Annotated in this window: 26 protein-coding genes; 11 read left to right on the plus strand and 15 right to left on the minus strand. The window is 55.8% G+C overall.

Annotated elements, in window-relative coordinates:
• The first annotated feature begins 68 nt into the window (after positions 1-68).
• Together glmU and ABJ205_RS12905 are read left to right on the plus strand one after the other, a co-directional pair.
• On the plus strand, positions 69-1421 hold the full coding sequence (glmU, locus tag ABJ205_RS12900; protein ID WP_348157172.1) for a bifunctional UDP-N-acetylglucosamine diphosphorylase/glucosamine-1-phosphate N-acetyltransferase GlmU: 1353 nt from the start codon (positions 69-71) through the stop codon (positions 1419-1421).
• Entirely contained in the window at positions 1418-1690 is a 273-nt protein-coding gene (locus tag ABJ205_RS12905; RefSeq protein ID WP_348157174.1) for an HNH endonuclease, read from the plus strand. The genes glmU and ABJ205_RS12905 overlap by 4 nt, the downstream gene beginning before the upstream one ends.
• A 106-nt stretch (positions 1691-1796) precedes the next feature.
• On the opposite strand, the gene ABJ205_RS12910 is transcribed toward ABJ205_RS12905, so the two are convergent.
• From ABJ205_RS12910 to ABJ205_RS12925, 4 genes are all read right to left on the minus strand, one after another.
• Positions 1797-2042: a DUF1153 domain-containing protein gene (locus ABJ205_RS12910; protein WP_348157177.1), complete on the minus strand. Its 246-nt coding sequence runs from the start codon at positions 2040-2042 to the stop codon at positions 1797-1799.
• A 159-nt stretch (positions 2043-2201) separates the two neighbouring features.
• The gene (locus ABJ205_RS12915; protein WP_348157179.1) at positions 2202-3821 is read right to left on the minus strand and encodes a hypothetical protein; all 1620 of its coding nucleotides are present in this window, start codon (positions 3819-3821) and stop codon (positions 2202-2204) included.
• A gap of 186 nt (positions 3822-4007) precedes the next feature.
• The gene (locus ABJ205_RS12920; RefSeq protein ID WP_348157182.1) at positions 4008-6146 is read right to left on the minus strand and encodes a prolyl oligopeptidase family serine peptidase; all 2139 of its coding nucleotides are present in this window, start codon (positions 6144-6146) and stop codon (positions 4008-4010) included.
• A 68-nt stretch (positions 6147-6214) separates the two neighbouring features.
• Entirely contained in the window at positions 6215-6844 is a 630-nt protein-coding gene (locus ABJ205_RS12925) for a hypothetical protein (RefSeq protein WP_348157183.1), read from the minus strand.
• 63 nt (positions 6845-6907) lie between these two features.
• On the opposite strand from ABJ205_RS12925, the gene ABJ205_RS12930 reads away from it, so the two are divergent.
• A complete protein-coding gene (locus tag ABJ205_RS12930; RefSeq protein WP_348157186.1) occupies positions 6908-7396 on the plus strand; it encodes an Rrf2 family transcriptional regulator in 489 nt (162 codons plus the stop codon).
• Between the two features lie 59 nt (positions 7397-7455).
• Here the strand turns inward: ABJ205_RS12930 and ABJ205_RS12935 are convergent, their stop codons facing one another.
• The 6 genes from ABJ205_RS12935 to ABJ205_RS12960 are packed head-to-tail and all read right to left on the minus strand — an operon-like array spanning position 7456 to position 12357.
• Complete coding sequence (locus tag ABJ205_RS12935) at positions 7456-7713, minus strand: ATP synthase F1 subunit epsilon (RefSeq protein ID WP_348157187.1); 258 nt, start codon at positions 7711-7713, stop codon at positions 7456-7458.
• Positions 7714-7721: 8 nt separating this feature from the next.
• On the minus strand, positions 7722-7901 hold the full coding sequence (locus tag ABJ205_RS12940) for a glutathione S-transferase (RefSeq protein WP_348157190.1): 180 nt from the start codon (positions 7899-7901) through the stop codon (positions 7722-7724).
• A 5-nt stretch (positions 7902-7906) separates the two neighbouring features.
• Positions 7907-9361: a F0F1 ATP synthase subunit beta gene (atpD, locus tag ABJ205_RS12945; RefSeq protein WP_348157193.1), complete on the minus strand. Its 1455-nt coding sequence runs from the start codon at positions 9359-9361 to the stop codon at positions 7907-7909.
• Between the two features lie 20 nt (positions 9362-9381).
• Entirely contained in the window at positions 9382-10251 is an 870-nt protein-coding gene (locus tag ABJ205_RS12950; protein ID WP_348157194.1) for a F0F1 ATP synthase subunit gamma, read from the minus strand.
• A 12-nt stretch (positions 10252-10263) separates the two neighbouring features.
• Positions 10264-11790, minus strand: coding sequence for a F0F1 ATP synthase subunit alpha (atpA, locus tag ABJ205_RS12955; protein ID WP_348157195.1), 1527 nt, complete (start codon positions 11788-11790; stop codon positions 10264-10266).
• Positions 11791-11802: 12 nt separating this feature from the next.
• On the minus strand, positions 11803-12357 hold the full coding sequence (locus ABJ205_RS12960) for a F0F1 ATP synthase subunit delta (RefSeq protein WP_348157197.1): 555 nt from the start codon (positions 12355-12357) through the stop codon (positions 11803-11805).
• Between the two features lie 227 nt (positions 12358-12584).
• Between ABJ205_RS12960 and ABJ205_RS12965 the strand changes: the two genes are divergently transcribed.
• Both ABJ205_RS12965 and ABJ205_RS12970 read left to right on the plus strand, forming a co-directional pair.
• Positions 12585-13412, plus strand: coding sequence for a TauD/TfdA family dioxygenase (locus ABJ205_RS12965; RefSeq protein ID WP_348157199.1), 828 nt, complete (start codon positions 12585-12587; stop codon positions 13410-13412).
• 91 nt (positions 13413-13503) lie between these two features.
• The gene (locus ABJ205_RS12970; RefSeq protein WP_348157201.1) at positions 13504-14178 is read left to right on the plus strand and encodes a hypothetical protein; all 675 of its coding nucleotides are present in this window, start codon (positions 13504-13506) and stop codon (positions 14176-14178) included.
• Between the two features lie 24 nt (positions 14179-14202).
• Here the strand turns inward: ABJ205_RS12970 and ABJ205_RS12975 are convergent, their stop codons facing one another.
• Positions 14203-15828, minus strand: a complete 1626-nt coding sequence (locus tag ABJ205_RS12975; RefSeq protein ID WP_348157204.1) for a serine protease — start codon at positions 15826-15828, stop codon at positions 14203-14205.
• A gap of 81 nt (positions 15829-15909) precedes the next feature.
• Between ABJ205_RS12975 and ada the strand changes: the two genes are divergently transcribed.
• Both ada and ABJ205_RS12985 read left to right on the plus strand, forming a co-directional pair.
• Positions 15910-16977, plus strand: coding sequence for a bifunctional DNA-binding transcriptional regulator/O6-methylguanine-DNA methyltransferase Ada (gene ada / locus ABJ205_RS12980; RefSeq protein WP_348157207.1), 1068 nt, complete (start codon positions 15910-15912; stop codon positions 16975-16977).
• 143 nt (positions 16978-17120) lie between these two features.
• Positions 17121-18866, plus strand: coding sequence for a diguanylate cyclase (locus ABJ205_RS12985; protein ID WP_348157209.1), 1746 nt, complete (start codon positions 17121-17123; stop codon positions 18864-18866).
• A 155-nt stretch (positions 18867-19021) separates the two neighbouring features.
• Here ABJ205_RS12985 and ABJ205_RS12990 read toward each other — a convergent pair whose 3' ends face one another.
• Together ABJ205_RS12990 and ABJ205_RS12995 are read right to left on the minus strand one after the other, a co-directional pair.
• Positions 19022-19807, minus strand: a complete 786-nt coding sequence (locus ABJ205_RS12990; protein ID WP_348157211.1) for an SDR family NAD(P)-dependent oxidoreductase — start codon at positions 19805-19807, stop codon at positions 19022-19024.
• Positions 19808-19820: 13 nt separating this feature from the next.
• Positions 19821-20453, minus strand: coding sequence for a glutathione S-transferase family protein (locus tag ABJ205_RS12995; protein WP_348157213.1), 633 nt, complete (start codon positions 20451-20453; stop codon positions 19821-19823).
• Positions 20454-20582: 129 nt separating this feature from the next.
• Here ABJ205_RS12995 and ABJ205_RS13000 point away from each other — a divergent pair, with 129 nt between their 5' ends.
• Positions 20583-21344, plus strand: a complete 762-nt coding sequence (locus ABJ205_RS13000; RefSeq protein WP_348157214.1) for a siderophore-interacting protein — start codon at positions 20583-20585, stop codon at positions 21342-21344.
• A gap of 41 nt (positions 21345-21385) precedes the next feature.
• Positions 21386-21766: a nuclear transport factor 2 family protein gene (locus tag ABJ205_RS13005; protein ID WP_348157215.1), complete on the plus strand. Its 381-nt coding sequence runs from the start codon at positions 21386-21388 to the stop codon at positions 21764-21766.
• Between the two features lie 15 nt (positions 21767-21781).
• On the opposite strand, the gene ABJ205_RS13010 is transcribed toward ABJ205_RS13005, so the two are convergent.
• Together ABJ205_RS13010 and ABJ205_RS13015 are read right to left on the minus strand one after the other, a co-directional pair.
• A complete protein-coding gene (locus ABJ205_RS13010) occupies positions 21782-22375 on the minus strand; it encodes a hypothetical protein (RefSeq protein ID WP_348157218.1) in 594 nt (197 codons plus the stop codon).
• 105 nt (positions 22376-22480) lie between these two features.
• Complete coding sequence (locus ABJ205_RS13015; RefSeq protein ID WP_348510063.1) at positions 22481-24649, minus strand: primosomal protein N'; 2169 nt, start codon at positions 24647-24649, stop codon at positions 22481-22483.
• A gap of 55 nt (positions 24650-24704) precedes the next feature.
• Here ABJ205_RS13015 and ABJ205_RS13020 point away from each other — a divergent pair, with 55 nt between their 5' ends.
• Together ABJ205_RS13020 and fsa are read left to right on the plus strand one after the other, a co-directional pair.
• Positions 24705-25412: a DUF4197 domain-containing protein gene (locus ABJ205_RS13020; protein ID WP_348157223.1), complete on the plus strand. Its 708-nt coding sequence runs from the start codon at positions 24705-24707 to the stop codon at positions 25410-25412.
• 108 nt (positions 25413-25520) lie between these two features.
• Positions 25521-26174 (plus strand): fructose-6-phosphate aldolase, encoded by a 654-nt coding sequence (gene fsa / locus ABJ205_RS13025; RefSeq protein ID WP_348157226.1) that lies wholly within the window; start codon positions 25521-25523, stop codon positions 26172-26174.
• The last annotated feature ends 56 nt before the right edge of the window (positions 26175-26230 follow it).

Here is a 26230-nt window from a genome sequence, read left to right on the forward strand (position 1 = left end):
ACTTCAAACTGCAAGCAATTGCTGGCAAGCCAGCCGCAGATTTAGATTTTCCGTGTTATAAGGCTCCTATGACAGATTTCGCCGCCATTATCCTTGCCGCTGGCAAGGGAACTCGCATGAAGAGCGATATGCACAAAGTGCTCCACCCGATCGCGGGTAAGCCGATGTTGATGCATATCCTCGATGAGTTTGAAACGCTTTCGCCTAAGAAGACCGTTGTGGTCGTGGGTGACAGGCGCGAACAGATCGATGGCGCTATCGAAGGCCGGGCAGTGGAAACTGCGCTGCAAGACCCGCAGCACGGGACAGCGCACGCCGCACTTCAGGCTAAGACCGCGCTTTCCGGTTTTAGCGGCCATGTGCTGGTGACATTTGGCGATGTTCCCATGGTCAGCGCTGCGACGGTTCAACGGCTTTTGGGCGCGCTTGAAGGCGGGGCCAAGGTTGCTGTGCTGGGTTTTCGCCCGGACGATGCGCTCGCCTATGGCCGGATCATTGCCGATGAGACAGGCACGGTGTCCAAAATGGTCGAGTTTAAAGACGCGAGCGAGGAAGAGCGCGCCGTCAACCTGTGCAATTCCGGGCTGATTGTGGCGCATTCTGACGATATGTGGCCGCTCTTGGGCGCGGTCGGCAATGATAATGCGCAAGGCGAATACTATCTCCCCGACGTTGCAACAGGCGCGATTGCGCGCGGTGACAAGGTGGTGGTGATCGAATGCGAGACGGGCGAAGTCGCCGGCATTAACAGCCGCGCTGAGCTCGCCGAGGCAGAGCAGCGCTGGCAGGCCGCGCGCCGAAACAAAGCGATGGAGGAGGGTGCGACCCTCAAAGCGCCCGACACTGTCTTTTTCTGCCACGACACGAAGCTAGGCCGCGATGTGACCGTGGACCCGCATGTGGTCTTTGAACCCGGCGTTTCTGTTGCGGACGGCGTCCACATCAAAGCCTACACGCACCTAGAGGGCGCAAGCCTTGCCACAGGCGTTCAAGTGGGGCCTTTCGCCCGGCTTCGCCCCGGCGCGGTCATGGAAGAAAACAGCTTTGTCGGCAATTTTGTCGAGATGAAGAAAGCGACCCTTGGCCCCGGTGCCAAGGCCAGCCACCTGTCCTACATCGGCGATGCAACCGTGGGCAAAGACGCCAACATTGGCGCTGGCACCATCACGTGTAATTACGATGGATATTTCAAATATCAGACCGTGATCGGCGAACGGGCCTTTATCGGATCAAACTCGGCCCTGATTGCGCCGGTGACTATTGGCGATGATGCCATTGTCGCCGCAGGCAGCGCGGTCAGCCGCGACGTGGGCGCAGGCGATCTTCGCATGGTGCGCGCCGAACAACTCGTCAAACAGGGATGGGCTGATCGTTTTCATGATACGATGAAAAAGAAAAAGGCCGCGAAGAAGAAGGGGTGAGCGACGAGTTACACACCTGCTGGCTTTGTGGGCGTCCCTTTGAAACCTTGATCCAGTGGCACCATCCTGTGCCCAAATCGAAAAAGGGGCGGGCAACGGTCCCGGTGCACCCGATCTGTCATAAGACAATTCACGCCAATTTCACCAATGCTGAACTCGCTCGCATTGGCGATGACCCAGACACGGTCCGCGCAAACCCGGCGATTGCGAAATTCGTGAAATGGGTGGAGCGCAAAGAGCCCGATTTCCACGCGCCAACACGGCGGTAAAGGCTCCCGGGTCGAGGTCGCCGCCCTGCAAAACGTTCTTTGGGCAACGGGGGGGATAGTCACCCAATGAACAAAGAATTGGGGCAACGACCTCTGGGGTCAGGAGTCACGCGTCCTCAAGTTGAGAGCGGCGAAGCGCTGCGACACCAGGGGAGAAGTCGCGCTCCCATTCCTCAAACTCGCTGCGTGATAGAAGATAGCGGTCGCGCGCTTCGTGAAAGCTGATCGCGCGTTCATGCACAGCGCGCACAACGCCAGCCTTGCGCGCTGGAGACCAATGCGCGCGGTGGCTTTTGGGAAGACCATATTGTTTAATCGCTTGGGCGATGGATATGTCGCGGGGGTACGCCATTTGAAACTCCTTGTTTGTGCCCTGTCGAGTTTCAAAATTGGCTTTGAAGCTTAACACGGGGCTGCCGAAGAAAGTTAATTTGGCGTTGAGGAACCCTCCCGTGGTTTCCTTGGGACGAACGGAGGCGAAAGTGTCGGATTGCTTTACGCGCTGTAGGTTTTAGTTCGTGAAGCTCGCAAAATACTGACACTGATTGCCATGCTTGATTACGCATGGGACCGAGGCAGGTCGATCGATTCCATCCCGATCTGCAGGCGCAAGATCAGCGCGAAGATACAATTCGAGCATTCCCGGATAAAACTCTGTCCTTTCGGCGAGCACATAACCCTTAGTGATAGCATCGCGGACCATGGCGCGGGTTTCGCTGACATAGCGGGGTGCATTGAAAGTTTCAGAAACGACAATCACGCCGGGCTGCCCAGCCAGAATGCGCGCTGTTTCTGCTGCGGGATCTACATCTAAGGCCGTTTGTTCATGGAAGCTGTTGAGATGCGGAGTGAACGCATACCGCGTTGGAATGCATCTTTGCGACTTTGAATAAAGGATGCTGGGTCCATCGAAGATGAAAATACACTCATCATCAGGAACATAGGTGCCGATCGCTTTCGTTAATGTCGCAATGGCGTTTTTGTGAGAGGAGGAGTGGACACGCTGTTCGGCAAATCCAGTACACCAAAGGGCCAGAGCCAGTGCCAAGAAGTTGAATATCTTGCGTGACGGGTGGAAGCTGAAAAAGCTGGAAGCCGCAAGACAGATGAATGGCAGCGTTACGCCAAAATAGTGAACGAACGGCGATCCCAACATAAAGAGTGAGAACGCTCCAACCAATGCGAACAAGAGGGTTAGGACGAACAAAGTTCCATCAATTTGCTCGCGCATTTTGCGCGCAGTGATGACGCTCAACACCGCGTAGACCGCAAGCGGGAAAATGACCGTGGCCAGATTGATCAGATTGTAGCCGACCAATCGTGGGTACATTTCGGTCCGCAAGAATATCGAGACGAAATTCGCGAAAAAGAACGTTTCAAACTCACCAACAGACGCAAAATACGCCGCGAATATTAGAGTCGGCAGCAGGCCAAGGAATGCGAACACACAAAGGCTTGCGCTGATCTGAGCAAAGCTCAATTGCATCTGCCACAATCGGAATGTGGCAAGAACCGCCAAAAGCGCGCAAAACGGCAGAACCGAATATTTGATCTGTAACGCAATTCCGCCCAGCAACATAATGCCGCATAAAGTTCGGAAGACTTTGGCCGGATCAGAATTCCTCAGAACGCTGGCTATGCCGATCAGTTGGAGCAGCAAAATCGGGACTAGAAATGTCTCTGATTGTCCCAAGTGCATAAAGAAGCGCGGAATGTTGAGTAGGAACAACACAGTCACAACCGCTGCGCCTGTTGGTGTCCCGATGCGCTTGGCGAGATGATAGATCATCAAGGCGCTAGCGGCGGTACAGGCAACTCCGGGTATTTGATAAGCGAGCGGTGAAGGGCCACCAATCCAGTGCATACCGGCAAACATGGCAAATAGGCCCGGCGGTTTGCGATCCCACAGATCACGGTACGGCATTTCCCCTTCCAGCCATGCTTGGCCGATTAAGGAGTACAGTTGTTCGTCTGGGTCCGCGGCTGGATCGCCAAAATATGGCGAGCGAATAAGCACGGTCACGGCAACAACCAACAAAGCGACCGCAAATGATCGTGCTTGCGCGGTGTTAAGAACATGCAAGCCCTTGGGCCAAGGTTCCCTGACCTTCAAAGTGAATGCATCAGACATTGGCCGCAAGCTATTAAAAATTAGTCTGAATATTTAGTTTACATTTGGCGAAGGTGATTGAAAAATCGGAGGTCCTGGCGGTTAACTTTTCAGCATGATTCACAGCCGCAAACAAAAAGGCGACCCCAAAAAGGGCCGCCTTTTTCGCGGTAATCGGCGAAAAAATAGATCGCCTCACACCTTGCGTTATTGTGCCGTGTCCATCAATTGCTGCATCAGATAGACATATTGCAGCGCTTGGAGCTTGGCGCGTTGTTCATTGTCGACGCCGCCTGAGTGACCGCCGGTCATATCTTCAAAGTAATAATAGTGATGGCCCTGTTCTTTGAGGCGCGCCGCCCCTTTGCGCGCGTGCGCCGGGTGCGTGCGGTCGTCGGCGGTTGAAGCCCATAGGAAGGGGGTTGGATAATCCACACCCTCTTTGATCAATTGGTAGGGTGAATACCCTTCAATCCATGCGCGCTGTTCGGGAATACGCGGATCGCCATATTCGCCAATCCACGATGCGCCTCTGCCAATGACGTGATAGCGCAGCATGTCGAACAGAGGGATCTGCACAATCGCCGCACCAAACAGGTCGGGACGCTGGGTGAAGGCTGTTCCGACCAGAAGGCCGCCTTGTGACCCGCCTTGAATGCCGAGGTGTTCGGGCGAGGTGAAGCCCTTGGCCACCAGATCATCTCCAATTGCGATGAAATCGTCCCAGGTGCGCTGCTTATTCTCGCGGATGGCGGTCTGGTGCCAGCCGGGACCAAACTCCCCGCCGCCGCGCATATTGCCAAGGACATAGGCCCCGCCGCGCTCTAACCACATCTTGCCGGTTGAACCCAGATATCCGGGCAGGCGCGGGACTTGGAAACCCCCATACCCCGTCATCAGCACGGCGGTTTCACCGTTCATCTCCATGCCTTTAGGCTTGACGATGAAGTAGGGGATTTTGGTGCCATCGGCGCTCGTCGCTTCATGTTGCTCCACTTCCATGCCGGCCGCATCAAAATAGGAAGGCGAGTTCTTGATCGGCTGAGGGGGAGCAGAGCCGTCAGTGTAATAAAGCGTTGTCGGATTGAGGAAGTCGGTGACAGTGAACATGATCTGTTCGCTCTCATTTGAACTTGCCGCGATGCCCACAGTGGCGTTGTCGGGCAGCGCAACCTCATCGCTTTTCCAAGCCCCGTCTTCGAAATTGAACTTCAAAACCTTGCCAACGACATTGTCGAGCAGACCGACATAAAGCGCGCCCGCTGTAATTGCGCCGCCGCGTTTGGTCTGGCGTTCTTGCGGTGCCCAAACGAGCGTTTTGGCCGCGCCATTGGGGTCAGCTTTGAATGCTTCAAGCTCAACTGCGATCAGGCTGTCCGCAGCAAAGGTTTGGCCGTCCACCTCCCAATCCACATCGGTCGAAAAGAGTATGTGGCCGTCGACGATGCCGTAAGGTGACGCCTTTTTCGGGATGTCGAGAGCGATCCAGTCGCTATCGATGGAGACGAAATATTCGCTTTCGTGGAAGCTGACGCCTCGGAACGCGGTCATTAACTGCACTTCGCCGGTTGCATCGCGCATCAGGCTCGCGCCTGCCCACACATCATCCGATTGCCCGCGGAATACCTCAGGCGCATTGGCGATGTCGGTTCCCCGGACCCAGACGCGGCTGGTGAAGGGATATTCGCTGTCGGTCAAAGTGCCTTCGCCAAAGTCGCGGCCAACAAGAAGCGTGTTTGCATCAATCCATTGAATGCCGCCTTGGCTTTTATGAGGAAGCTCAAACCCGCCTTCGACAAAGCTCTTAGTAGAGGTGTCGAACTCGCGCATGATGGTGGCATCTTCGCCTCCATCGCTCAATGCGATCATGCATTTGTTAAGTGCAGGCGGGAGGCAAGTTGAACCCTTATAGACCCATTCCTTCCCTTCAGCCGCTGCCAGAGCGTCGACATCGAGAACGGTCTCCCATTCCGGTTCATCGCCTTGGTAACTTTCGATGGTAGTCCGACGCAGAAGCCCCTTGGGGTTCTCCTTATCCTGCCAGAAATTGTAGAGACCATCAGGGCGAAAATTCACGAACGGAATGCGATCTTCGCTGTCGTAAATGGCGAGCGCTTCGTTCTTGAGGGTTTCGAACCGAGGGTCTGCTTCGAGAACGCTAAGGGTGCGTTCGTTTTCGGAAGTCACCCATGCCAGCGCTTCGTCGCTGCGGGCTTCTTCGAGCCAGATATAAGGATCCTGATCGGGGCCGGGAACACCATCGTCCGATTGGCCTTGTGCGTTTACGGAAGTTGCAGCGCCAATTGTCATGACAGCCGCCAGAGTGAGAGTGGATACAAGTTTCAAACCTTCTCTCCTTGAGGGATTGTGGATGAACTTGTGACGGGTTGATGGCCCCTTGTGAAGGGGAAACGCTAACTCTTTACACCGGGGAATGAAGCGAAATAGTCGCGATATTCCAGGGGCAGGGTGGCCGTTTCGAACACACCGCCATACCCAAGGACAAATGCTGCTCCCACCACAGGGCCAAGAGCCAGCGCTGGTGTGTGCCAGCGCCTGGGCTTTCGAAAATGAAGCGCTGCAAGAAGGTGGCTGACAAACGCGATCACCGCGAGGGTGTAATAGACGGCAAAATAGTATTTGATCGGTTCAAGGGTGAGGGTGCCTGCGATCCAATAGAAATTGGTATCAAGGCCCACAAATAACCGCGTGATGAGCGCAGCAGCCGTGTGCTGGACGATGAAATAGGCGAGGTAACACCCGCTTGCGAATTGTACCCAGTGCCAGCGGTCCTTGCGCAAGCGTTTTCGAATAGCGGCGAGCAGTCTTATCCCGATCACCACTTGCGCGGCGAAAGCACTGATAAGTCCGATCTCGATGAGCGGGAATTGGTAAAGCAACCTTCCCCAGCCAAGGGTTTGGGTGTGCAGTGAGGCCCCGCCAAGCGAACTGAAATGGGTGACGAAGTGCACGGCGATAAAGATCAACAGAAAGACCGCCACCCGCCCGTGGGCCTGGCGAACTTGCCTTGCAGAGAGGGTCATGTCATCACTCCTTAATCGGATATTCTTTATCCGGATAAAATATATCCGATTAAGGAGTCAAGCATGCAATTGGGCAAAGGGGTGGAATGGTGCACGCATATCTGCGGTATGCTTGCGCTTGTGCCAACGGGTAAGGGCCTTAGCGCCGAGGCGCTCGCCGATTTCTTCGAAGTGCCGAGCGCCTATCTTGCCAAGCAGATGCAGCTTTTGCGGCGTGCAGGAATTGTCGAAAGCGTACGCGGCAAGGGTGGGGGTTATCGCCTGGCGCGCGGTGTGGATGCGATTACCTTGCTCGACATCGTACAGGCGATCGAAGGCCCAAGCCCCGCCTTTCGCTGCACAGAGATCCGTCAGAACGGGCCATGCGGACTAAAACGCAAGGATTGCAAAGCGCCATGCGAAATCGCCAGCGCCTTTGCCGAGGCGGAAGAGGTTTACCGCGATGCCCTTCGCGCCAAGACCCTTGCCGCAATCAACGCAGAGGCCGCGGCCAATGGATCACCAGAGCATTTCATCGAAGTTGCCCAGTGGGTGCAACGTCAAGTGAGCTGAAACGAAAAAGGGCGACCCGTAAGGCCGCCCTTTGAACTCGTGTCGATGTCTAAAGCGATCTACGCCTCAACATGCTCCGCCAGAACGGTGATGCCGTTTTCGCTCACCTCGGCAAAGCCGCCTTTGACATTGATCAGCTCAGGCTCACCGCCAGCGGTTTTGAACACCTGAACCGCGCCGTCGTCGATTGTGCTCATGAAAGGCGCGTGGCCTTCAAGAACGCCAAATTCGCCTTCTGAGCCGGGCACCACAACCATGTGGACTTCCTCAGAGCGGACCTGCTTGGCAGGGGTTACGAGTTCAAAATGGAGTGCCATTTTCGCTTTTATCCATCAACGCTTGCGTCAAAGTGACGCTTAGCTTTTTCAAATTTGTCGCGGCAACCGGGATTACAAAACCCCACAACTTTGCCGCGGTACATCGTTAGGCTGTCTGCCGAAACCGGATCACCCGACCAAGGGCACGTCTCGTTGACGCAATCCTTGATGTCGAGCGTGTCAGACATGCCTCTTAGTCTTCTTCAGCGAGCTTGGCGGCTTTCTCAACCACCATGTCGATGCCGCCAACCATGTAGAATGCTTGCTCTGGCAGGTGGTCGTATTCACCGTCCACAACCGCCTTAAACGAGGCCACCGTGTCTTCGACCTGAACAAACAGACCGTTAATGCCCGTGAAGACCTCTGCCACGTGGAATGGCTGCGAGAGGAACTTCTGGATCTTACGAGCGCGCGCAACGGTGAGCTTATCTTCTTCAGAAAGCTCGTCCATGCCCAGAATTGCGATGATGTCTTGGAGCGACTTGTACTTCTGCAACGTCTCTTGAACGCGGCGAGCGGTGTCATAGTGCTCTTGACCAACAACCGACGGCTCAAGAACGCGGCTGGTTGAATCGAGCGGGTCAACGGCTGGGTAAATACCAAGCTCTGAAATCGCACGGTTCAGCGTTGTGGTCGCATCCAAGTGAGCAAACGATGTTGCAGGCGCAGGGTCGGTCAAGTCATCTGCGGGGACGTAGATGGCTTGCACCGAAGTGATCGAACCTTTGTTGGTCGATGTAATACGCTCTTGCAGGTTACCCATGTCGGTCGACAGAGTAGGCTGATACCCCACAGCCGAAGGAATACGGCCGAGCAGCGCGGACACTTCGGAACCAGCCTGCGTAAAGCGGAAGATGTTGTCGACGAAGAACAGAACGTCCTGACCTTCCACATCGCGGAAATATTCCGCCATGGTGAGGCCGGAAAGCGCCACACGAGCACGCGCGCCGGGAGGTTCGTTCATTTGACCAAAGACGAGGGCCACTTTCGAGCCTTCTGGCGTTGCAACGCCGTTATCGTCTTTCTTGATCACCTCTGCGTCGAGGAATTCGTGGTAGAGATCGTTACCTTCACGGGTACGCTCACCAACACCGGCAAACACAGACACGCCGCCGTGGCCTTTTGCGATGTTGTTGATGAGTTCCTGAATAAGAACGGTTTTACCAACGCCCGCGCCGCCGAACAGGCCGATCTTTCCGCCTTTTGCGTAAGGGGCGAGAAGGTCGATCACCTTAATGCCGGTTACGAGAATGGCCGCTTCGGTGGATTGATCCACGAAAGGAGGCGCTTCTGCGTGGATCGGCATGCTTTTATCAGCGCCAACCGGGCCAAGCTCGTCAATTGGCTCACCAACGACGTTCATGATGCGGCCGAGTGTTTTCGGGCCAACAGGCACAGAAATCTGCGCGCCAGTGTTCACAACTTCAGCGCCGCGAACGAGACCTTCGGTTGCGTCCATCGCGATCGTGCGAACGGTGTTTTCACCAAGGTGCTGTGCAACTTCGAGGACAAGCGTTTTGCCGTCATTCTTCGTTTCAAGCGCGGTGAGAATTGCGGGCAGTTCGCCAGGGAACTGAACATCGACGACAGCGCCAATGATCTGGCTGATCGTGCCGTTGGTGGTTTGGTTAAGTGCTGCGGTAGCCATGGTTCTTCCTTAGCCTTGCTTTAGAGCGCTTCTGCGCCAGCGATGATTTCGATAAGTTCAGTGGTAATCGCGGCCTGACGGCTGCGGTTGTACTGGATGGTCAGCTTGTTGATGAGGTCGCCTGCGTTGCGGGTGGCGTTATCCATCGCGGTCATCGAAGCGCCTTGCTCTGATGCCTCACGCTCAAGCAGCGCGCCGAAAACTTGCGTCTTCACATAGCGCGGCAGGAGAGCTTCGAGGATTTCCTCTTCGCCCGGCTCATACTCAACCACAGCGCCGCCTTCATCCGATGCTTCGGGTGAGGGGACAGGGATCAGCTGATTGACCGTTGGGTTTTGCACCAGAGCCGACTGGAAAGTCGGGTAGATCAGGTGAGCCACGTCAAACTTGCCTTCATCAAACATTGTGATGAGCTCAGCGGAAATGGCGTCAGCTTCTTCAAAGCCCGGTGTTTTCGCAACCGTTGTGTCGAAGCCGCCGGTAATCGCCGTTTCAAACTCGCGTTTCAAAGGGGCACGGCCCTTTTTGCCGACGAGATAAAACTCAACCGTTTTGCCAGCCGCTTGAAGCTCAGCCGCCTTGGCTTTCGCAGCCTTGACGATGTTTGAGTTCAAACCACCACACAGGCCCTTATCGGTGTTGACCACAACCAGAAGGTTGCGTTGGTCGCTATCGGAACCTGCGAGAAGTTTTGGCGCGCTGTCGCCGGAAACCTTGCCCGCGAGCGAGGCCATAACGGCGTTCAAACGCGTGGCATAGGGCCGGCCAGCTTCGGCAGATGCTTGCGCACGGCGAAGTTTCGCCGCTGCAACCATCTGCTTGGCCTTGGTGATCTTCTGAGTCGATTTAACCGACCCGATCCGATCTTTTAGTTCCTTAAGTGAGGGCACTGACGGCCTCCCTTACGCGAATTGCTTGGCGAAAGCCTGGAGAGCGGCGACGGTTGCGTCTTTGGCGCCATCAAACTTTCCGCTGTCACGGATCGTTTTCAGAACGTCAGCGTGCTCGCTGCGGAAATATGCAAGCATTTGCTCTTCATATTCGCCCACGCGGCTCACATCGACATCGTCGATATAGCCATTGGTGCCAGCGAAGATCGAAACGGTTTGCTCTTCAAACGGCATTGGCGAGAACTGCTTTTGCTTAAGCAATTCGGTCAAACGCGCACCGCGGTTGAGCAGCTTTTGCGTTGAAGCGTCGAGGTCTGAACCGAACTGAGCAAACGCTGCCATTTCGCGGTATTGAGCAAGGTCGAGCTTCATCGAGCCCGAAACCTTCTTCATCGCCTTGGTTTGCGCTGCGCCGCCCACACGCGACACCGACAGACCCACGTTAATCGCAGGACGGATGCCTTGGTAGAACAGGTCGGTTTCAAGGAAGATCTGACCGTCGGTGATCGAAATCACGTTGGTTGGAATGTAGGCCGACACGTCGCCTGCCTGCGTTTCAATGATCGGCAGAGCGGTGAGTGACCCAGCGCCATTGTCAGGGTTCATCTTCGCAGCGCGCTCAAGAAGGCGGCTGTGGAGATAGAAAACGTCGCCCGGATACGCTTCACGGCCCGGAGGACGACGAAGCAGAAGCGACATCTGACGGTAAGCAACAGCTTGCTTGGAAAGGTCATCGTATACGATCACAGCGTGCATGCCGTTGTCGCGGAAAAACTCACCCATCGCACAGCCAGTGTACGGTGCGAGATATTGCAGCGGAGCAGGTTCAGAAGCGGTCGCAGCGATAACGATGGAGTATTCCATCGCGCCGTTCTCTTCGAGTTGCTTCACGATTTGCGCAACGGTCGAACGCTTTTGGCCGACGGCTACATATACGCAGTAAAGCTTCTTGCCCTCATCATCGCCTGCGTTCACGCCCTTCTGGTTGATGAAGGTGTCGATCGCGACGGCGGTTTTACCGGTTTGACGGTCACCAATGATAAGTTCGCGCTGTCCGCGCCCAACAGGGACCAGAGCGTCAACAGCTTTAAGGCCAGTTTGAACAGGCTCGCTCACTGATTCGCGCGGGATAATGCCCGGCGCTTTGACTTCAACACGTTGGCGCGTGACGTCCGTGATCGGGCCTTTGCCGTCGATAGGGTTACCAAGCGCGTCAACAACGCGGCCAAGAAGACCCTTACCAACCGGAACGTCCACAATGGTCTCGGTCCGTTTAACCGTGTCGCCTTCCTTAATCTCAGCGTCAGAGCCGAAGATCACGACGCCGACATTGTCGCTTTCAAGGTTCAGAGCCATGCCCTGAACGCCGTTGGCAAACTCAACCATCTCACCAGCCTGAACTTTGTCGAGGCCGTGGATACGGGCGATGCCGTCACCAACGCTAAGCACGGTGCCAACTTCGCTGACTTCAGCTTCAGTGCCGAAATTGGCGATCTGGTCTTTGATGACCTTTGAAATTTCTGCGGCGCGGATTTCCATGTGTGTAGTCCTTTAAGCCTTCATAGCTTGCGATAGTGAATTCAAACGGGTGCGGATCGAAGCATCAATGCGCTCTGATCCAATGGTGACGACCAGACCGCCAAGAAGGTCGGCATCTGTGTCGGTTGTAAGCATAACGGTGCGGCCCACACGTGCGGTGAGCTTGTCTTTGAGCGTTTTGATTTGGGTCTCATCCAAAGGGTGCGCCGATGTGACATTGGCCGAAACTTCGCCGCGTTGGTTCGCTGCGATCGCTCTAAAGGCGGCAATCATCTCTGGCAGTTTTGACAGGCGACGATTGCCAGCCAGAACGCCGAGGAAATTGGTGGTGAGGTCAGAAAGCTTCAAATGCTTGGCGATTGCGCTGACCGCTGCACCTTGCTCAGCGCGGGACAGCTGAGGGTTAGTGGTGGCAGCCGACAGATCATCCGATTCGCTTAGCGCTGAGCCAAGCGTCTCGAGGTCTTTTTCGACAGCCGTGACGGTCCCATTCTCGCTTGCGAGATCGAAGAGAGCCGAGGCGTAACGCCCTTGAAGGCTAGACTGAATACCGGCGGAAGTTTCCACGCGTTGAATGTCCTCTTTGAGGCATGAGAAAAAGTAACGAGGCAAGGCGAGTGATGGCGGGCATCATAAATCCCTCCTGCCGAAGTTGGCGCGCGCCTAGCAAAGGGGTCTCCGTGATGCAAGCGGTGCGAGTGGGATAGTGGCGGGATTCTCTGGACAGGCGAGAATTCTTGGGTCAGATTACACCCCATACGAAGGCGAAAACGCCTCGACCGAGGAGAGAGAAAATGGAATTTACACCAATGGCGCCCCAATGCGGCGTTGAAATTTCTGGTGTTACACTTGCAGATTGCACCGACGATCAAATGGACGCGATCCGCAATGCCATTTATGAACACGGCGTGGCGGTTTTCCGCGATCAGGAATTCTCTCCCGAAGATCACATTAAGTTTGGTCGCCGGTGGGGCGGGATTGATGTGAACAATTATTTTCCGCTGCAGGAAGACTACGGCGAAATCGCGGTGGTGAAGAAAGAGCCCGATCAACAAACCAATATCGGCGGGGCATGGCACACAGATCATTCCTATGACCAAATTCCCGCAATGGGTTCGGTTTTGGTTGCACGCGAGTTGCCTCCTCAAGGCGGCGATACGATGTGGGCGCATATGGGAGCGGCTTACGATGCGCTTTCAGACGATATGAAAGCGCGCATTGATGGACTCGAGGCGTTTCACACTGCTGATCACGTTTACAAAGAGGATGGGCTTTATGCTCAGACCGACATGGGCAAGAGCCTTCGCGGTCAGAACCTGAAAACGGGCGCAGTGCATCCAGTGGTTATTCGGCACCCGCAAACCGGACGCAAATTGCTCTATGTAAACACTGCCTTCACGATCAATTTCGTTGGCGAAACGCGCGAAGAAAGCCTGCCACTCTTGATGGAGCTGACGAACGCAGCGCTGACTGAGGACAATCAATGCCGCCTGCAATGGAAGCCGGGTACGATTGCGATCTGGGACAACCGGACAAGCTGGCACAATGCGATGAATGATTACGCCGGCTACCGCCGCGAAATGCATCGGATTACATTGTCGGGCGAGGCGCTGGCGGCCTGATCGCTTTCTCGATCAGTTGCCTGCGTTCTCTGTTTCGAATTTTTTGTGCGGGTTTGCTTCGCACTTCACGCGTGTCTGGGAGAATTGCGAAATGGCGTCGACTTTCGAGCTTTTGGGAGCTGTCGAAACGCGTACGGTCGAAGTCATACTCAATATGCCAAACCCAGCGCCTGCGTTACCGATCTTGGCATATTATCAATCATTGGCGCGTCTCGCTTCCTCACCGGTCGTTTATGGCAATGCGCGCTCCTTTGAACTCCATTCGGTCAATGAGGGCAGCTTTCGGGCTCTATTCATCCAGGCCGCTGGCGTATCGGCGAGCATTGGAGGTATTTTTGGTCTGGGCGTATTGTTTGGTGCCGCTACCACTATGCCCGCGGAGCCGGCTTGCCACCATGCACGAACTCAGGTGCGTCTACACGGGTTGGAACAAATCGACATCATTGCTGGAGATGATGTCCTTACGATAACTGCGAGCGAAATTGGGAAAGCAAGGGTTCCACCTTCAATCGGGACGTTCGAGATTTCAGATGCGGATCAAGACAAGTATGAAGCTGGCTACAGGAGTTTTCTCGGTCGGATAGAAAAAGGGCGAGTGTTCTTATCGGAGATCCCTACCAATCATGATGGATACAAAGTTCAAGTGGCAGAAGAAAACTTGAGTCTGCCTGATAGAGCGTACGCCATTATTGTTGGCCGCCTCGTACCTCATGAGACCGAGGGCGTGCACTTTTTGATGGCAGATTATACAACAATTGTGAGATAGTTCGGGATCAAGCCCCGGGAAAAACTATTCACCTGCTCCAAACTCTTCGTCAAATGCTGCACCCAGTGCGCCGCCGACGCCTCCGGCCTGTTTGCTCTCGCACGAATAAACCAGCCGTTCATTGGGGCGATCGGGCAATAATGCGATCAAGGCCGCTTGCTGTTCACCCAAGACACGCGCGGCATCTGTGACGCCGCAAGCGGGGGGATCGTATTTGCTGCGGGCTTCGCGCGCAGCCGCCATATCCTCTTGGCTCAGCAAATATCTGTCCGTGCGATAGGTGCGCGTTTCCGGGTCGTAACTGCTTATCGAGACCGCCGCTTCGCTGGAGGGTACAAGTACGCGGGTCCATTCGCCGCCCACCATTCCATATTGCGTGCGCTCGTTGACGCATCCATTGGCGGCCCAATCAAATTCCACGTCATCAGTCCGCGCGCCAGTAATCCGGCTGCGTTCTGGAACCAATGTGCAGATAAGGGTGCCATCTCCTGCAAGGTTGCCGTCAGGATCATCCGGGCTCGCATCTGGGTCTGTGACCTCGCCCATCAAAGCCGCCACGCGTTCCTCGATGTCGCCATAACTTGGCCGGGTGATCCAAACGAGAGCCGCACCAATAAGAGCAGCGCCAGCAATGCCCGCTGCGATCAGAGCGCGTTTCTGATTCTCAGGCTTGTCGGCCATGCCCGCGCGCAATTGAGCGGCAGTGTAACCCGCTCCAATCGTGATCAGAAGCAGCACCATTGCCAATGCCATGGCATTGTCGCGCGCATCGAGGACTTCGATCTGAGCTTGCAATTGGGCGGCCGAACGCTTTTCGCGCAATTCTTCGGCCCGCGCTTCCAAACGAGCGGCGGCTTCTGCGCGTTGTTGTTCGAACCGTGCGCGCTCTGCTGCGTTTAGGTCTTCGATTGAGGTGCAAGGTAGGGCATTGACCGAAGGCTCCAACCCATTTTCACGCAAGAATGGCAGAAGTTCGCGCAAAGACACTGCGAAGTAGAATTCTGCGTCTGACCCGTCGGAGTCCGCGCCAAAGCTGTTGACGCCCAGAACGCGGCCACACCCGTCGAGCAATGGCCCGCCGGAATTGCCCCTTGCAATCGGGGCGGTGTGGAGGATCGTATCAAATTGGCGGCTTGGCCGTTCACCAGATAAGAAGCCGCGCGACTTCACCGGTGGCTGCGCGCGGAAAATGTCGCGGATTTCCAATCCCTGTGCGAGGTCCACATTCATCGGGTAACCGACGGCTGAAACTTCCCCCATATCGCCGTTTACCCCGCCTGATAGGGTCAATGGTGGCAAGCGAAGGTTGCCATCAGTAATGCGCAGCAGCGCCAAATCGTTGCGCGGGGAAACCGCCACGGGTGTCGCGAAGGTCCCTGCATCTCCTTCGCTGGGTACGATACCGATCTTCAACGTATCATCCAGCAATGCCTCGCGGATCACATGGGCGTTTGTGACGATCATACGCGGGCTGACGGCAAAACCGCTGCCATGGGTTATCGGCGCTGCATCCTCACCGCTATTGTCGATCAAGACCACGCGAACCACGCCGCGTGCGGCCGCGTCAACGTCTGCGGGGTCCGCGCTGGCCGTGGCGGGAATGAGGGTGAGCGCGATCAGCGCCGCGAGAATACGGGAGAAAACTGTCATCGCACCCGCCTTTACAAGGCACTTTACATTGACCGCAAGCTTCGGGATGCCTTTATGTGAACCTCATTGCAAAAGGGCAGCATGACGAACACAGGCGACCTTACCGACGACGAACGCTGGCGAATCGCGCTTGCGAAGGACCGCCGCCATGATGGCGCCTTTGTGACAGGGGTGCATTCCACGGGGATTTATTGCCGCCCCTCGTGCCCGGCGCGTGCGCCGCTGCGCAAGAATGTGAAGTTCTATGCCAATGCCGCTGATGCCGAGGCAGCTGGGCTGCGCGCTTGCAAAAGGTGCTCTCCCAACACCCAAAGCGCCGAAGAGGCCTGTGTTCTCGCAGCCATTGCCGCGATCAGAAGCCACGTTGGCGAAGGTAAGGGCGCGATGACATTGGATCAGCTGTCCGACCTTACCGGATACTCGCCGACCCATTTCCAGCGCCTGTTTAAACGCACCGTGGGGCTCTCCCCATCGTCTTTTGCAAGGGCACTTCGCGAAGAACGTGTACGCGGTGCATTAGAAAGCGGGGCAAGCGTCACGCAGGCGCTTTATGATGCAGGGTACAGCGCGCCGTCGCGCTTTTACGCCGACACAAAAGGACGATTGGGTATGCAGGCAAGCGATTGGACCAATGGGGGCGAGGGACGCCGTGTGCATTGGAGCGTGATCGGTACATCCCTTGGTGCGATGTTGGTCGCGGCGAGTGAAAAGGGCGTGTGCTGCCTTGCTTTTAACGAGGGCGAAGACGAATTGCGCGCCCGCTTTCCCAAGGCTGAGATCATAGAGGCAGGCGGCGATTTTAAGGCGTTGTTCGATCAAGTTGTCCAAGCAATTGAAGAACCGGGAAACGACAATTCACACATTCCATTGGATGTGAAGGGCACTGCTTTCCAACAGCGATGCTGGGAAGCCTTGCGCCAAATCCCGCCTGGAGAAACGCGCAGCTATGGCGAACAAGCCGCCATGCTGGGCAACCCCAAGGCCAGCCGCGCGGTGGGCAGCGCCAATGGGGCTAACAATATCGCGGTCCTTATCCCGTGCCACCGGGTCGTCCCCGCAAGTGGCGGTGTAGGCGGATATGCTTACGGGCCAGAAATAAAGGCTGAATTGCTCAAACGCGAAGGCGGTATTGACGAAGAGCTGTTTTAGACCAGCTGGAGGCGGTCCGAATACCCACCGCTCTGAAAACCGCCTGATCTGCTTGGATAAAAGCCTTTCATTTGCATCATGTTAACCATGGCTTGCTAACGCTCAGGACTTGAGCTGAAAGTTCTCGGAGCCGCAACACGCCAATGACAAAATGGCCTTTCCTTCTATGGCGCTTTGCTATCGTATGCCTGTTTCTTTCGCTGCCAATGACCGTTGCCAAAGCGGAAACGGCGGGGCCCACAAACTTTAGTAGCCGCACTTGCACCTTGGCAGGGCACGCGGCGGAGCGTCCAGAAGAGATTTTGAAACGACGCCCTGCTTTTGATTGCAGCGCTGACAAACTTACCAAAAAAACCGATATGTTGTGGTTGATTGCCGATATCGGAGATCTGCAAAATGGCATGGCCGAGCCCGTATTACGCTTTCGCGCAGCGCGGCAGGGCGCGGTTTTGTTGCATAGCGTGTATCCCGATGGAAGCACCCAAACAAATCAATACGATCAAGCCGAGATGACGTCTCGGTGGCGCTCGCCCTATGCGATCGCATTGCCATTAATTAGTCGCGACGGCCAATTCCCCCAAACAGTGTTGATAGGCGCAGCCAATCCGTGGGACCCATCGAACTGGAATGACATAGAGTTGATCGAGGCCAAGGCTGATTTGGCTTTGCATGAACAAAGTCAGCTGATCGGCGTATTGGTTGCAGGGCTGCTATTTGCGCCTTTGCTTATGGATTTCATGTTTTTTGTGTTCATGCGGCAGCGATTCATTTTTTATCACAGCCTGATGACAGTGGCCATTGTGGTCAATCATATCTGCTGGTCGGGGCTGATATTTGACTTGTTTTCGTCAGCGACATTGGTGGATCGGTCTTGGGTTGCCTTCATTGCATTGGCGGTTTTGGCCTTTGGCGGATGTATGTTGGTCCGTTCGCTTTGCGACAAGGATAAGCTGGGGAAATGGGGTGCGCTCTCGCTAAAGTTCATGGCTTGGACCACGCTGGTAACCACAACTTTCGTCATGATTTTTGCGGAGCAGTTGTCGCTCACGGGTTCTCTGATCTTCCATGCAGTGTACGGCTTAATGGCGGTGATCGCTCTCGGCAATTTGCTGCGTTGCGCGATCAAAGGCGACCGAATGGCGATGCTGCAATTGCTTGGCCTTTCAGGCGCAGCATTCATTGCGATTTGCCGCGTGATCCGCGCGATGGGTTGGATCGGTGATCTGCCGATTTTCGACTTTGGATTTTACATTGCCATTTTGGCTGAAGCGTTGGCAACAAGCATGGTTGTGGGATACCGCGCGATGCAAATGCGGCGCGAACATGAAGAGGCGTTGCTGGTCAAACGCGGGCTTGAAGAAATCGCCTATACTGACGAGCTAACCGGCATCCCCAACCGCCGGGCTTTCCAGGCGGCATTTTCTAGATTTGTCGCGAGCGAAGAAAAACGTGGTCAAGCATGTGCAATCGCAATCATCGATATTGATCACTTCAAGAAGGTGAATGACCAATATGGCCACACCGCAGGCGATATGGTCTTGATGCAGGTGGCGGCCATCATCAGAAGCCAGTGCCGCCACGGCGATTATTTCGCGCGCTTTGGGGGCGAAGAGTTTGTTCTGTTGTTATCAAACCAGACCAGAGAGGATATCGCCCGTTCCGCACAGAGCTTGGTGGAGAGCTGCGCGGCATATGATTTTAGAAGTTCTGAGCATGAAATTGGGCAGGTGACTATCAGCATTGGGCTAAACTATCTTAGCAACCACGCCGAGGCTGACCTTGAAACGAATTTCCGCCTTGCTGACGATGCGCTTTACAAAGCGAAGAAATCCGGTCGCAATCAAGTTAACTTTGCTTTGCCCGGCAATCTGGAATTCGCTGCCGCCTGACGTCCAACTCTCTGCGACGACAAGCAGCATCGCGGATTGCGAAACCCCATAGTGTGGAATGCCAAGATGGTGAATTGTCATCGCAAACCGCAGCACTTGGGTCGTTAGCGGAAGGGCTGCTTTGACCATATCAGGCCGGGTAATCGGCCCACGGCTCACGCGTTCTTGATCGTAAGCCCGCCATCGACTGGGATCGCAACGCCCGTCAGATAACTTGCCGCAGGCAGCACCAGAGACAGTGTCATGTTCGCAACCTCTTCGGGTATACCATACCGGCGGAGCGGCACGCGGCGCTTGGCGTAAATTTCCTTGTGTTCGTCTGGAATGGCCTCAGTGATACCGGTGCGAATGGGCCCAGGACAAATGGCGTTCACCGTTATCCCATCGCGCCCAAGGTCCACCGCGAGACCCCGCGTTAGGCCGATTACCCCGTGCTTGGCTGCGACATAAGGTGAGTTGCCCGGTGTTGCACCAAGCCCTTCGGTGGAGGCGATGTTCACAATGCGTGGGCATTCGCTCTCGCGCAAATGGGGCATGGCGGCTCGAATGATGCGCTGATGCGCGGTGAGCATCGCGGCCACACTTGCATCCCAGATACCGGGGTAGCTTTCATCCTCGATCAGTGAGTGCTTCGCAAAACCGGCATTGTTCACGACTATATCGATCCCGCCCAATTCCTTTGCGATGTTCGCAATTCCAACCTTGATCGCCGCTTCATCGCTTACATCAAGGGCCAGAGGGAATGCGCGGCCGGAATAGCCCGCCTCATTGATTTCCTTGGCCACCGCGTCGCATTTGGACTGATCGAGGTCGGTAACTGCGACTGCTGCGCCTTCGGACGCGAACAAATGCGCTGTGGCCCGGCCCATTCCGCTGGCAGCACCCGTGATGACGGCTTTATGGCCCGAGATTGACCGGCTTAGGGGTTTGTAGGGTTCCAATGTTGCGCGCTCCTTAGTCCAACTTGGGCGGAAAGCCGGGTTCAGCTTTGGCCATAGCCGCCTGATAGGCTGGCCGCGCGCCTATCCGCTTGAGATAGGCTTGCAAATTGGGCATGCCTTCAATGCTCATATCGTTGAACGCGCGCGCTGTGGTTAGCGAGAAGCCGAGCATAATGTCAGCCGCTGTGAAATTCGCGCCGCCGAAATAGTCTGCTTCGCCCAAGGCCGCCTCAATATGCGCCCATGCGTTGGAGACCCGCTTGGCCAGGGGAGGGGGCATTTCGGCCCCAACGGCGTTCACCGCAATACTCATCATGCCATTCGTCATCAGCGTCGCATTGGCGAAGTGATACCAATATAGGTGGCGTGCAAAGTCGGGATTATCAGCGGCGGGAACTAGGTCAGTTCCGGGTGCATATTTGCCGACAATATAATCCATGATCGCGCCACTTTCGCCAAGAACAAGGTCGCCAACAGTAATAACCGGGGCAATTTCCATCGGGTGAAGCGCCTTAAGCTCGGGTGGGGCGAGGCGTGTTTCGGGATCGCGGTTGTAGAGCTTTAGGTCATACTCAATCCCCAACTCCTCACATAGCCAGACGATGCGTTCGGATTGCGAAATGCGAAGGTGGTGAACGATGAGCATTGAGGGAACCTTTCATACGCTTTTGAATTGCGGTTCTGATTGGGCGATGTGTTGAGCAGTGTCGAGAGAATTTCGCACCTGTTGCACCATTGACCTTGTATTGCGAGCGATTCGCATTAAGTGGGGTGTATGGCTCAAGCATTCTATGAACTTACCGTCGCCGCAAGCAATCGCGTCTCGCCGTCGATGCATCAGATTACACTGGCAGGCGAAGCGCTCCGTGATTTTCCAAAGGGTCAGGATGGCGGCTATTTCAAGCTGATCCTTGAGCCGGGTAGCGCGGGCAAGAAAGCTCTTATGAGAACCTATACAATCCGGCGTCAGCGCGAGACGGAGATCGACGTGCTGTTTGCGCTTCATGGTGGCCATGCAGCGGGGGCTGCGACAAGTTGGGCCTTAAATGCGAATGTGGGCGATCCCATGACCATTCGCGGCCCCGGTCCAGCAAAGCCCTCGCCAAACACCTGCGGGTTTTATCTCATTGCTGGAGATATGGCGGCGCTGCCTGCGATCACGGCCAATCTTGAGGCGATGCCCCGCGGTGCCAAAGGTGTTGCTGTGCTGGAAATCCAGCATGAAAAGGATGCCTCACAGATCGATGTGCCTGAGGGGATTGAGCTGCGCTGGGTTGTGAATCCAGAGCCCGGTCTCGAACCATCGCTTTTGGTGGATACCCTTCGCCAGATTGATCTGCCGGATTGCGAGATTGCTGGATGGGCGGCGTGCGAATTTAAAGGGATGAAGCTGGTGCGCGAATATTTCCGCACTGAACTTGGGATTGAAAACCGTAATCTCTACGCATCGAGTTATTGGAAGCTTGGTCTTACCGAAACACAGCACAAAGTCGTAAAGCGTGAGGATGCTGAGGCGCAGGATGTGCCCATCAGCTAGAACGCTTCCCAATTGCGGCGATGCGCATTAGCGTGGGTGTCATGGACAACATCACACTTTGCCGCCGCTTCTTTTCAGCTTTGGAGGCAAACGATCTTGCCGCTGCACGCAAGCTGTGTGCGAGATCGTTTGAAGGCAGTCAGAACGGCGGCCCTTCGATGAATGTCGATACTTTGATGCAATTTACCGGCGCGGTGCATTTGATCGTGCCCGACTTTCATTATGAAAACACGAATTGCACGGCCAATGACGCCGGTTTTGTCGAAGAACACGATGTGTGTGGGACGCTGCCTAATGGTGAGACGTTCAAACTTGTCGTTTGCGTTGTGGCGCAGGTTAGCGACGGAAAAATCACGGCCTTGCGCGAGTATGTCGATACAGGCGCGGCGGCTGGTCTGTTAAAAGCGCTTCGGCCGACTTAACGGCGCACTACGCTGCTACAGCGCACCGGGCGCGGGGCTGAGATCGCGAGCGACAGTTACACCTTGTGGTGCAGGCTCATTGCCGAATTCTGTTCGCACAAAGCCGGGGGGAGGCGTGAATTGGAAGCCCCTCGAACGAAGCCCGACAAGCTTCGACCCGGAACAGCTGCGGCTTTGGCGCAAATGTCCGTCTTCGCGAAACGCCTGCATGACTTCTTCGCGCGTCTCTCTGAAGTACACTTGAGGGGGTTCATGTCCAACCGAGGTTGTGAGCCAGCGATATGGGATCGGTGCACGTTCAGCGACAAACATCATCCACCAAGAGGCCAGCTCATCTCCGTGCGCCGCGCGCACTTGCGGCGGACCTGTAACCACGATCGGCTCAACTGTGCTCACCTTATAGCGATAGGTGTCACAGCCGGCGGGTCCCACCGCCTGATGGACTGCGATCATCACATGCCATGTCTTTGGCTTATCGCTTTCCAGCTTTTCCCATGACCAAGCGGCGCCCTCTTCAGCAGGCGCTGATTGAGCAAAAGCAGGCGCACTGGTTGCGGTAAGGCAAAGCGCAATTGCAGGGGCGGTTATTGTGGCAGCGAACTTCAACATTCCATCTCTCTGACAAGCTATCGTGAATATTCTTCCCAATGGTTGCCATAAGAGGGTGACGATTGGCTTAACTTTTCAAGAGGACAGTTCTGAGTCCCTTGGTTGTCACACAAAGCTGTAGGGATCGACATCCACACCCACACGCACACCCGGGGGGAAATCCTGCACATCAAGCCAATCGCGAAGGACCGCTTGCAAATTGGCACTGCGCCGAGCGTTGATGAGGAAGCGATAGCGGTACCGATTCCTGAGAAGGGCCATGGGGGCAGGGGCCGGCCCTAAGATCATTACGTCATCCAGCTGCGGACGCGAATGGCCCATACGAGTGGCGCTGTCTCGCACTTCGCGTTCATCTTCACTTGAGAGGATGATGGCGGCCCACCTTCCGAAAGGCGGAGCGCCTGCATCACGTCGGGCCTCGGTTTCGGCTTCGTAAAATCCGTCGCGGTCGCCATCGGCAAGGGCTGCAATGACGGCGGCCTCTGGATGACGTGTTTGGATCAAAACCTCGCCCGGTTTTGACCCGCGCCCTGCACGGCCAGCAACCTGTGCGACTTGTTGATACGTACGCTCGGCGGCCCGCAAATCGCCGCCCTCAAGGCCCAAGTCTGCATCCACCACCCCGACAAGGGTGAGTTCTGGAAAGTGGAAGCCTTTGGTGACAAGCTGTGTGCCAACGATCACGTCGATGGCTTTGGCCTCGGCCTTCGCGATAAATTCGGCGGCGCGTTCTGGCGAACCCAAAGTATCGGATGTCGCCACTTCGACGCGGGCATCGGGGAACAATTCTCCCACTTCGTCCGCGATCCGCTCAACTCCCGGCCCGCAGGCGACAAGGCAATCCGCCTCCCCGCATTCCGGGCAGCTTTCTGGGACTGGTCCCTCTAATCCGCAATGGTGGCAAGAAAGGCGGCGCGATAGGCGGTGTTCGACCAACCAAGCGCTGCAATTGGGGCATTGGAACCTGTGTCCGCAATTGCGGCAGAGAGTGAGGGGGGCATAGCCGCGCCGGTTGAGGAAAAGGAGCGATTGTTCGCCCGCCTCCAGCCGCACCTCGATCCCTTCGACCAATGGCTGTGCGAGCCAGCGGCCTGCACCTGGTTTGTGAAGGGTTAAGTCTATCAGCTTGATTTCAGGGAGCTGCGCACCGCCAAAACGGCTGGGCAATTCAAGCTTGGTATAGGTGCCGCTGTTCGCCATATGCAGGCTTTCCAGCGCCGGTGTTGCGCTGGCCAGCACCACGGGGACTTTCTCAAACCGCGCCCGCATTACGGAAACGTCGCGCGCGTTGTAACGCACGCCGTCATCTTGCTTGAAACTGATCTCATGCGCTTCATCGACGACGATCAGGCCAAGGTTGGCATAGGGCAGGAACAGCGCCGAACGCGCGCCCACAATCACTTGCGCGCTGCCTTCGCTAATCGCGCGCCATGCGCGTCTGCGCTCGCTTGATTTCAATGACGAGTGCCATTGTACAGGCGCTGCACCAAAGCGTTGTTCGAACCGCGTGAGAAAGTTCTCGGTAAGGGCAATTTCTGGGAGCAAGACCAGAACCTGCCGTCCCATCCGAAGCGCCTCAGCGACAGGTTCAAAATAGGTTTCGGTCTTGCCTGAACCTGTGACACCGTCGAGCAAAAAGGGTTCAAATGCCCGTTTTTCGACCGCTTTTACCAAAGTCCTAGCAACGCGCATTTGGTCATCAGAAAGGGCGGGTTGGTGGAAATCAGCGTTCGCGGCGGGGTAGGGGCGGTCAATCGCGACAGTCACCGGCTCGATCACACCTTGGTTCACAAGGCCTCGCAGGACCCCGGTTGAAACCCCTGAAATTTCCGCTAGTTCGCGCAAGATACCTTGCTCACCTTTAAGCAGGTCGATCGCGGTTTCGCGCTGCGGGGTCATGCGTTCTGGCACGGCCCCTTCGACCAGCCGGTATTCGGTTGTCGTGGTTGGCCCGCCCAATGCTCCGCCGCTTGATAAAACCATGCGCGCAACGCTGGCCAAGGGTGCGCAGTAATATTCGGCGGTCCATTCGATCAGGCGGCGCAAGGGAGCGGAAATGGGCGGCACGGATACCACTTCGCGAAGTGCGCGAAGTTTGCTCGCATCGACCTCAGTTCCCGGCAAACGGCCTTCGTCCCAGACCACGCCTATAACCGTGCGCGGCCCCAAAGGCGCGATCACAACGCTGCCTGCTTCCACAGCGATTCCTGTCGCCAGCTTGTAATCAAGGGCTCCGAGTGCTGCATTAAGGACAAGAAGGCGAACGCGTTTCATATGTGTTAGAAATACGCAGGCCGACAAAGATATACCAGCCGTAGGAGAGGCAGATATGCACAAAGCCATTCAACAAGACACCCAAAGCCCGTTGGCGAGGCGTCAAATTCTTGGAGGCGGGCTCGCGCTTTCTGCGGCGCTTGCCTTGCCCGCCTGTGCCAGCATCCCCGGTTTTAGCCTGACTGAGGCGGTGCAGCGATTGCTTTTGATATCCAGCGAGAACGCCTTTGCCCGGCTTACTGCACCCAATGGTTTCTGGGACAGCGAAGTCGCAAAGCTTGGCCTTGGGGATATGTTGGGATCGCGCGGTAATGTGCTTACGCGCTTGCTCACATCGACGCTGGTCAAGGATCAACTTGAGGATGCCTTCGCAGATTTTGCCGTGGATGCGTCTTTCAAAGCTGCGCCTATCGTCACCGATGCGGTGCGCACAATCGGTTTTGCAAACGCGGCCGAACTTGTGCGCGGCGGTCCGAATGCTGCAACCAGTTTCTTGCGCGGCGAGCTGGGCGGACGATTGGTCGATCAATTGGTGCCAGAGCTTGGCGACGCTATCCGCATTGCCTCGAATCCGGGCGTGGCTGAGCTGCTGAGGCAAGTGAGCGGGGCAGATATTGGCGGTATTGCGCAAGGGTTTGCGGGCAATATCGATGACGCGATCTGGAATGAGATTGGTAATGAAGAGGCCCTTATCCGTGCAAACCCGCGATCGACCAATGACCCGCTCTTGATCGGTGTGTTTGGACTTGGCGAAGTGCTTTAGATCGAAAAACTCCACCAGTTCTCACCAGCGCACAAAGGCCCCTTGGTTGCGAATCTCGCCTGAGGTTGGCAGTCACTTCTGCGAACACGTATTGAAAGGCCGCGCCCCATGAAATTTTTCGCCGACACAGCCGAAATCGAACCGATCAAAGAGCTTGCTGCGACAGGCCTTTTGGATGGTGTCACAACCAATCCATCGCTGATCCACAAATCGGGCCGCGACTTTATGGAAGTGACGAAAGAGATTTGCGGCATCGTGGATGGCCCCGTCAGCGCCGAAGTCGTGGCTCTCGATCACGCAACCATGATGAAAGAAGCCGAAGTCTTGCGCAAAATCGCGGACAATGTGTGCATCAAAGTGCCGCTGACGGTGGATGGCCTTAAAACCTGTAAGGCGCTTTCCGATGATGGCACCATGGTCAATGTGACCTTGTGCTTCTCAGCCAATCAAGCGCTCTTGGCGGCCAAGGCTGGCGCGAGCTTTATCTCACCCTTTGTAGGTCGCCACGATGACAATGGTTTTGACGGGATGGACCTTATCTCTGACATTCGCCTGATTTATGACAATTATGATTTCGATACAGAAATCCTTGTCGCATCGGTGCGCCATGTCACCCACGTCCTTGAAAGTGCGAAGATCGGCGCAGACGTCATGACAGCGCCGCCGAAGGTGATCCTTGCCTTGTTCAAACATGTGCTGACCGACAAGGGCATCGAAGGTTTCCTTAAAGATTGGGAAGCAACGGGACAATCAATCGTCTGATGGCGATCCTTTGATCAGATACACCTTCCGCCGCCGCCCATGAGTTGCTAACGGCA

The organism is Erythrobacter sp. (genome assembly GCF_039988855.1).
Taxonomy (GTDB): Bacteria; Pseudomonadota; Alphaproteobacteria; order Sphingomonadales; family Sphingomonadaceae; genus Erythrobacter.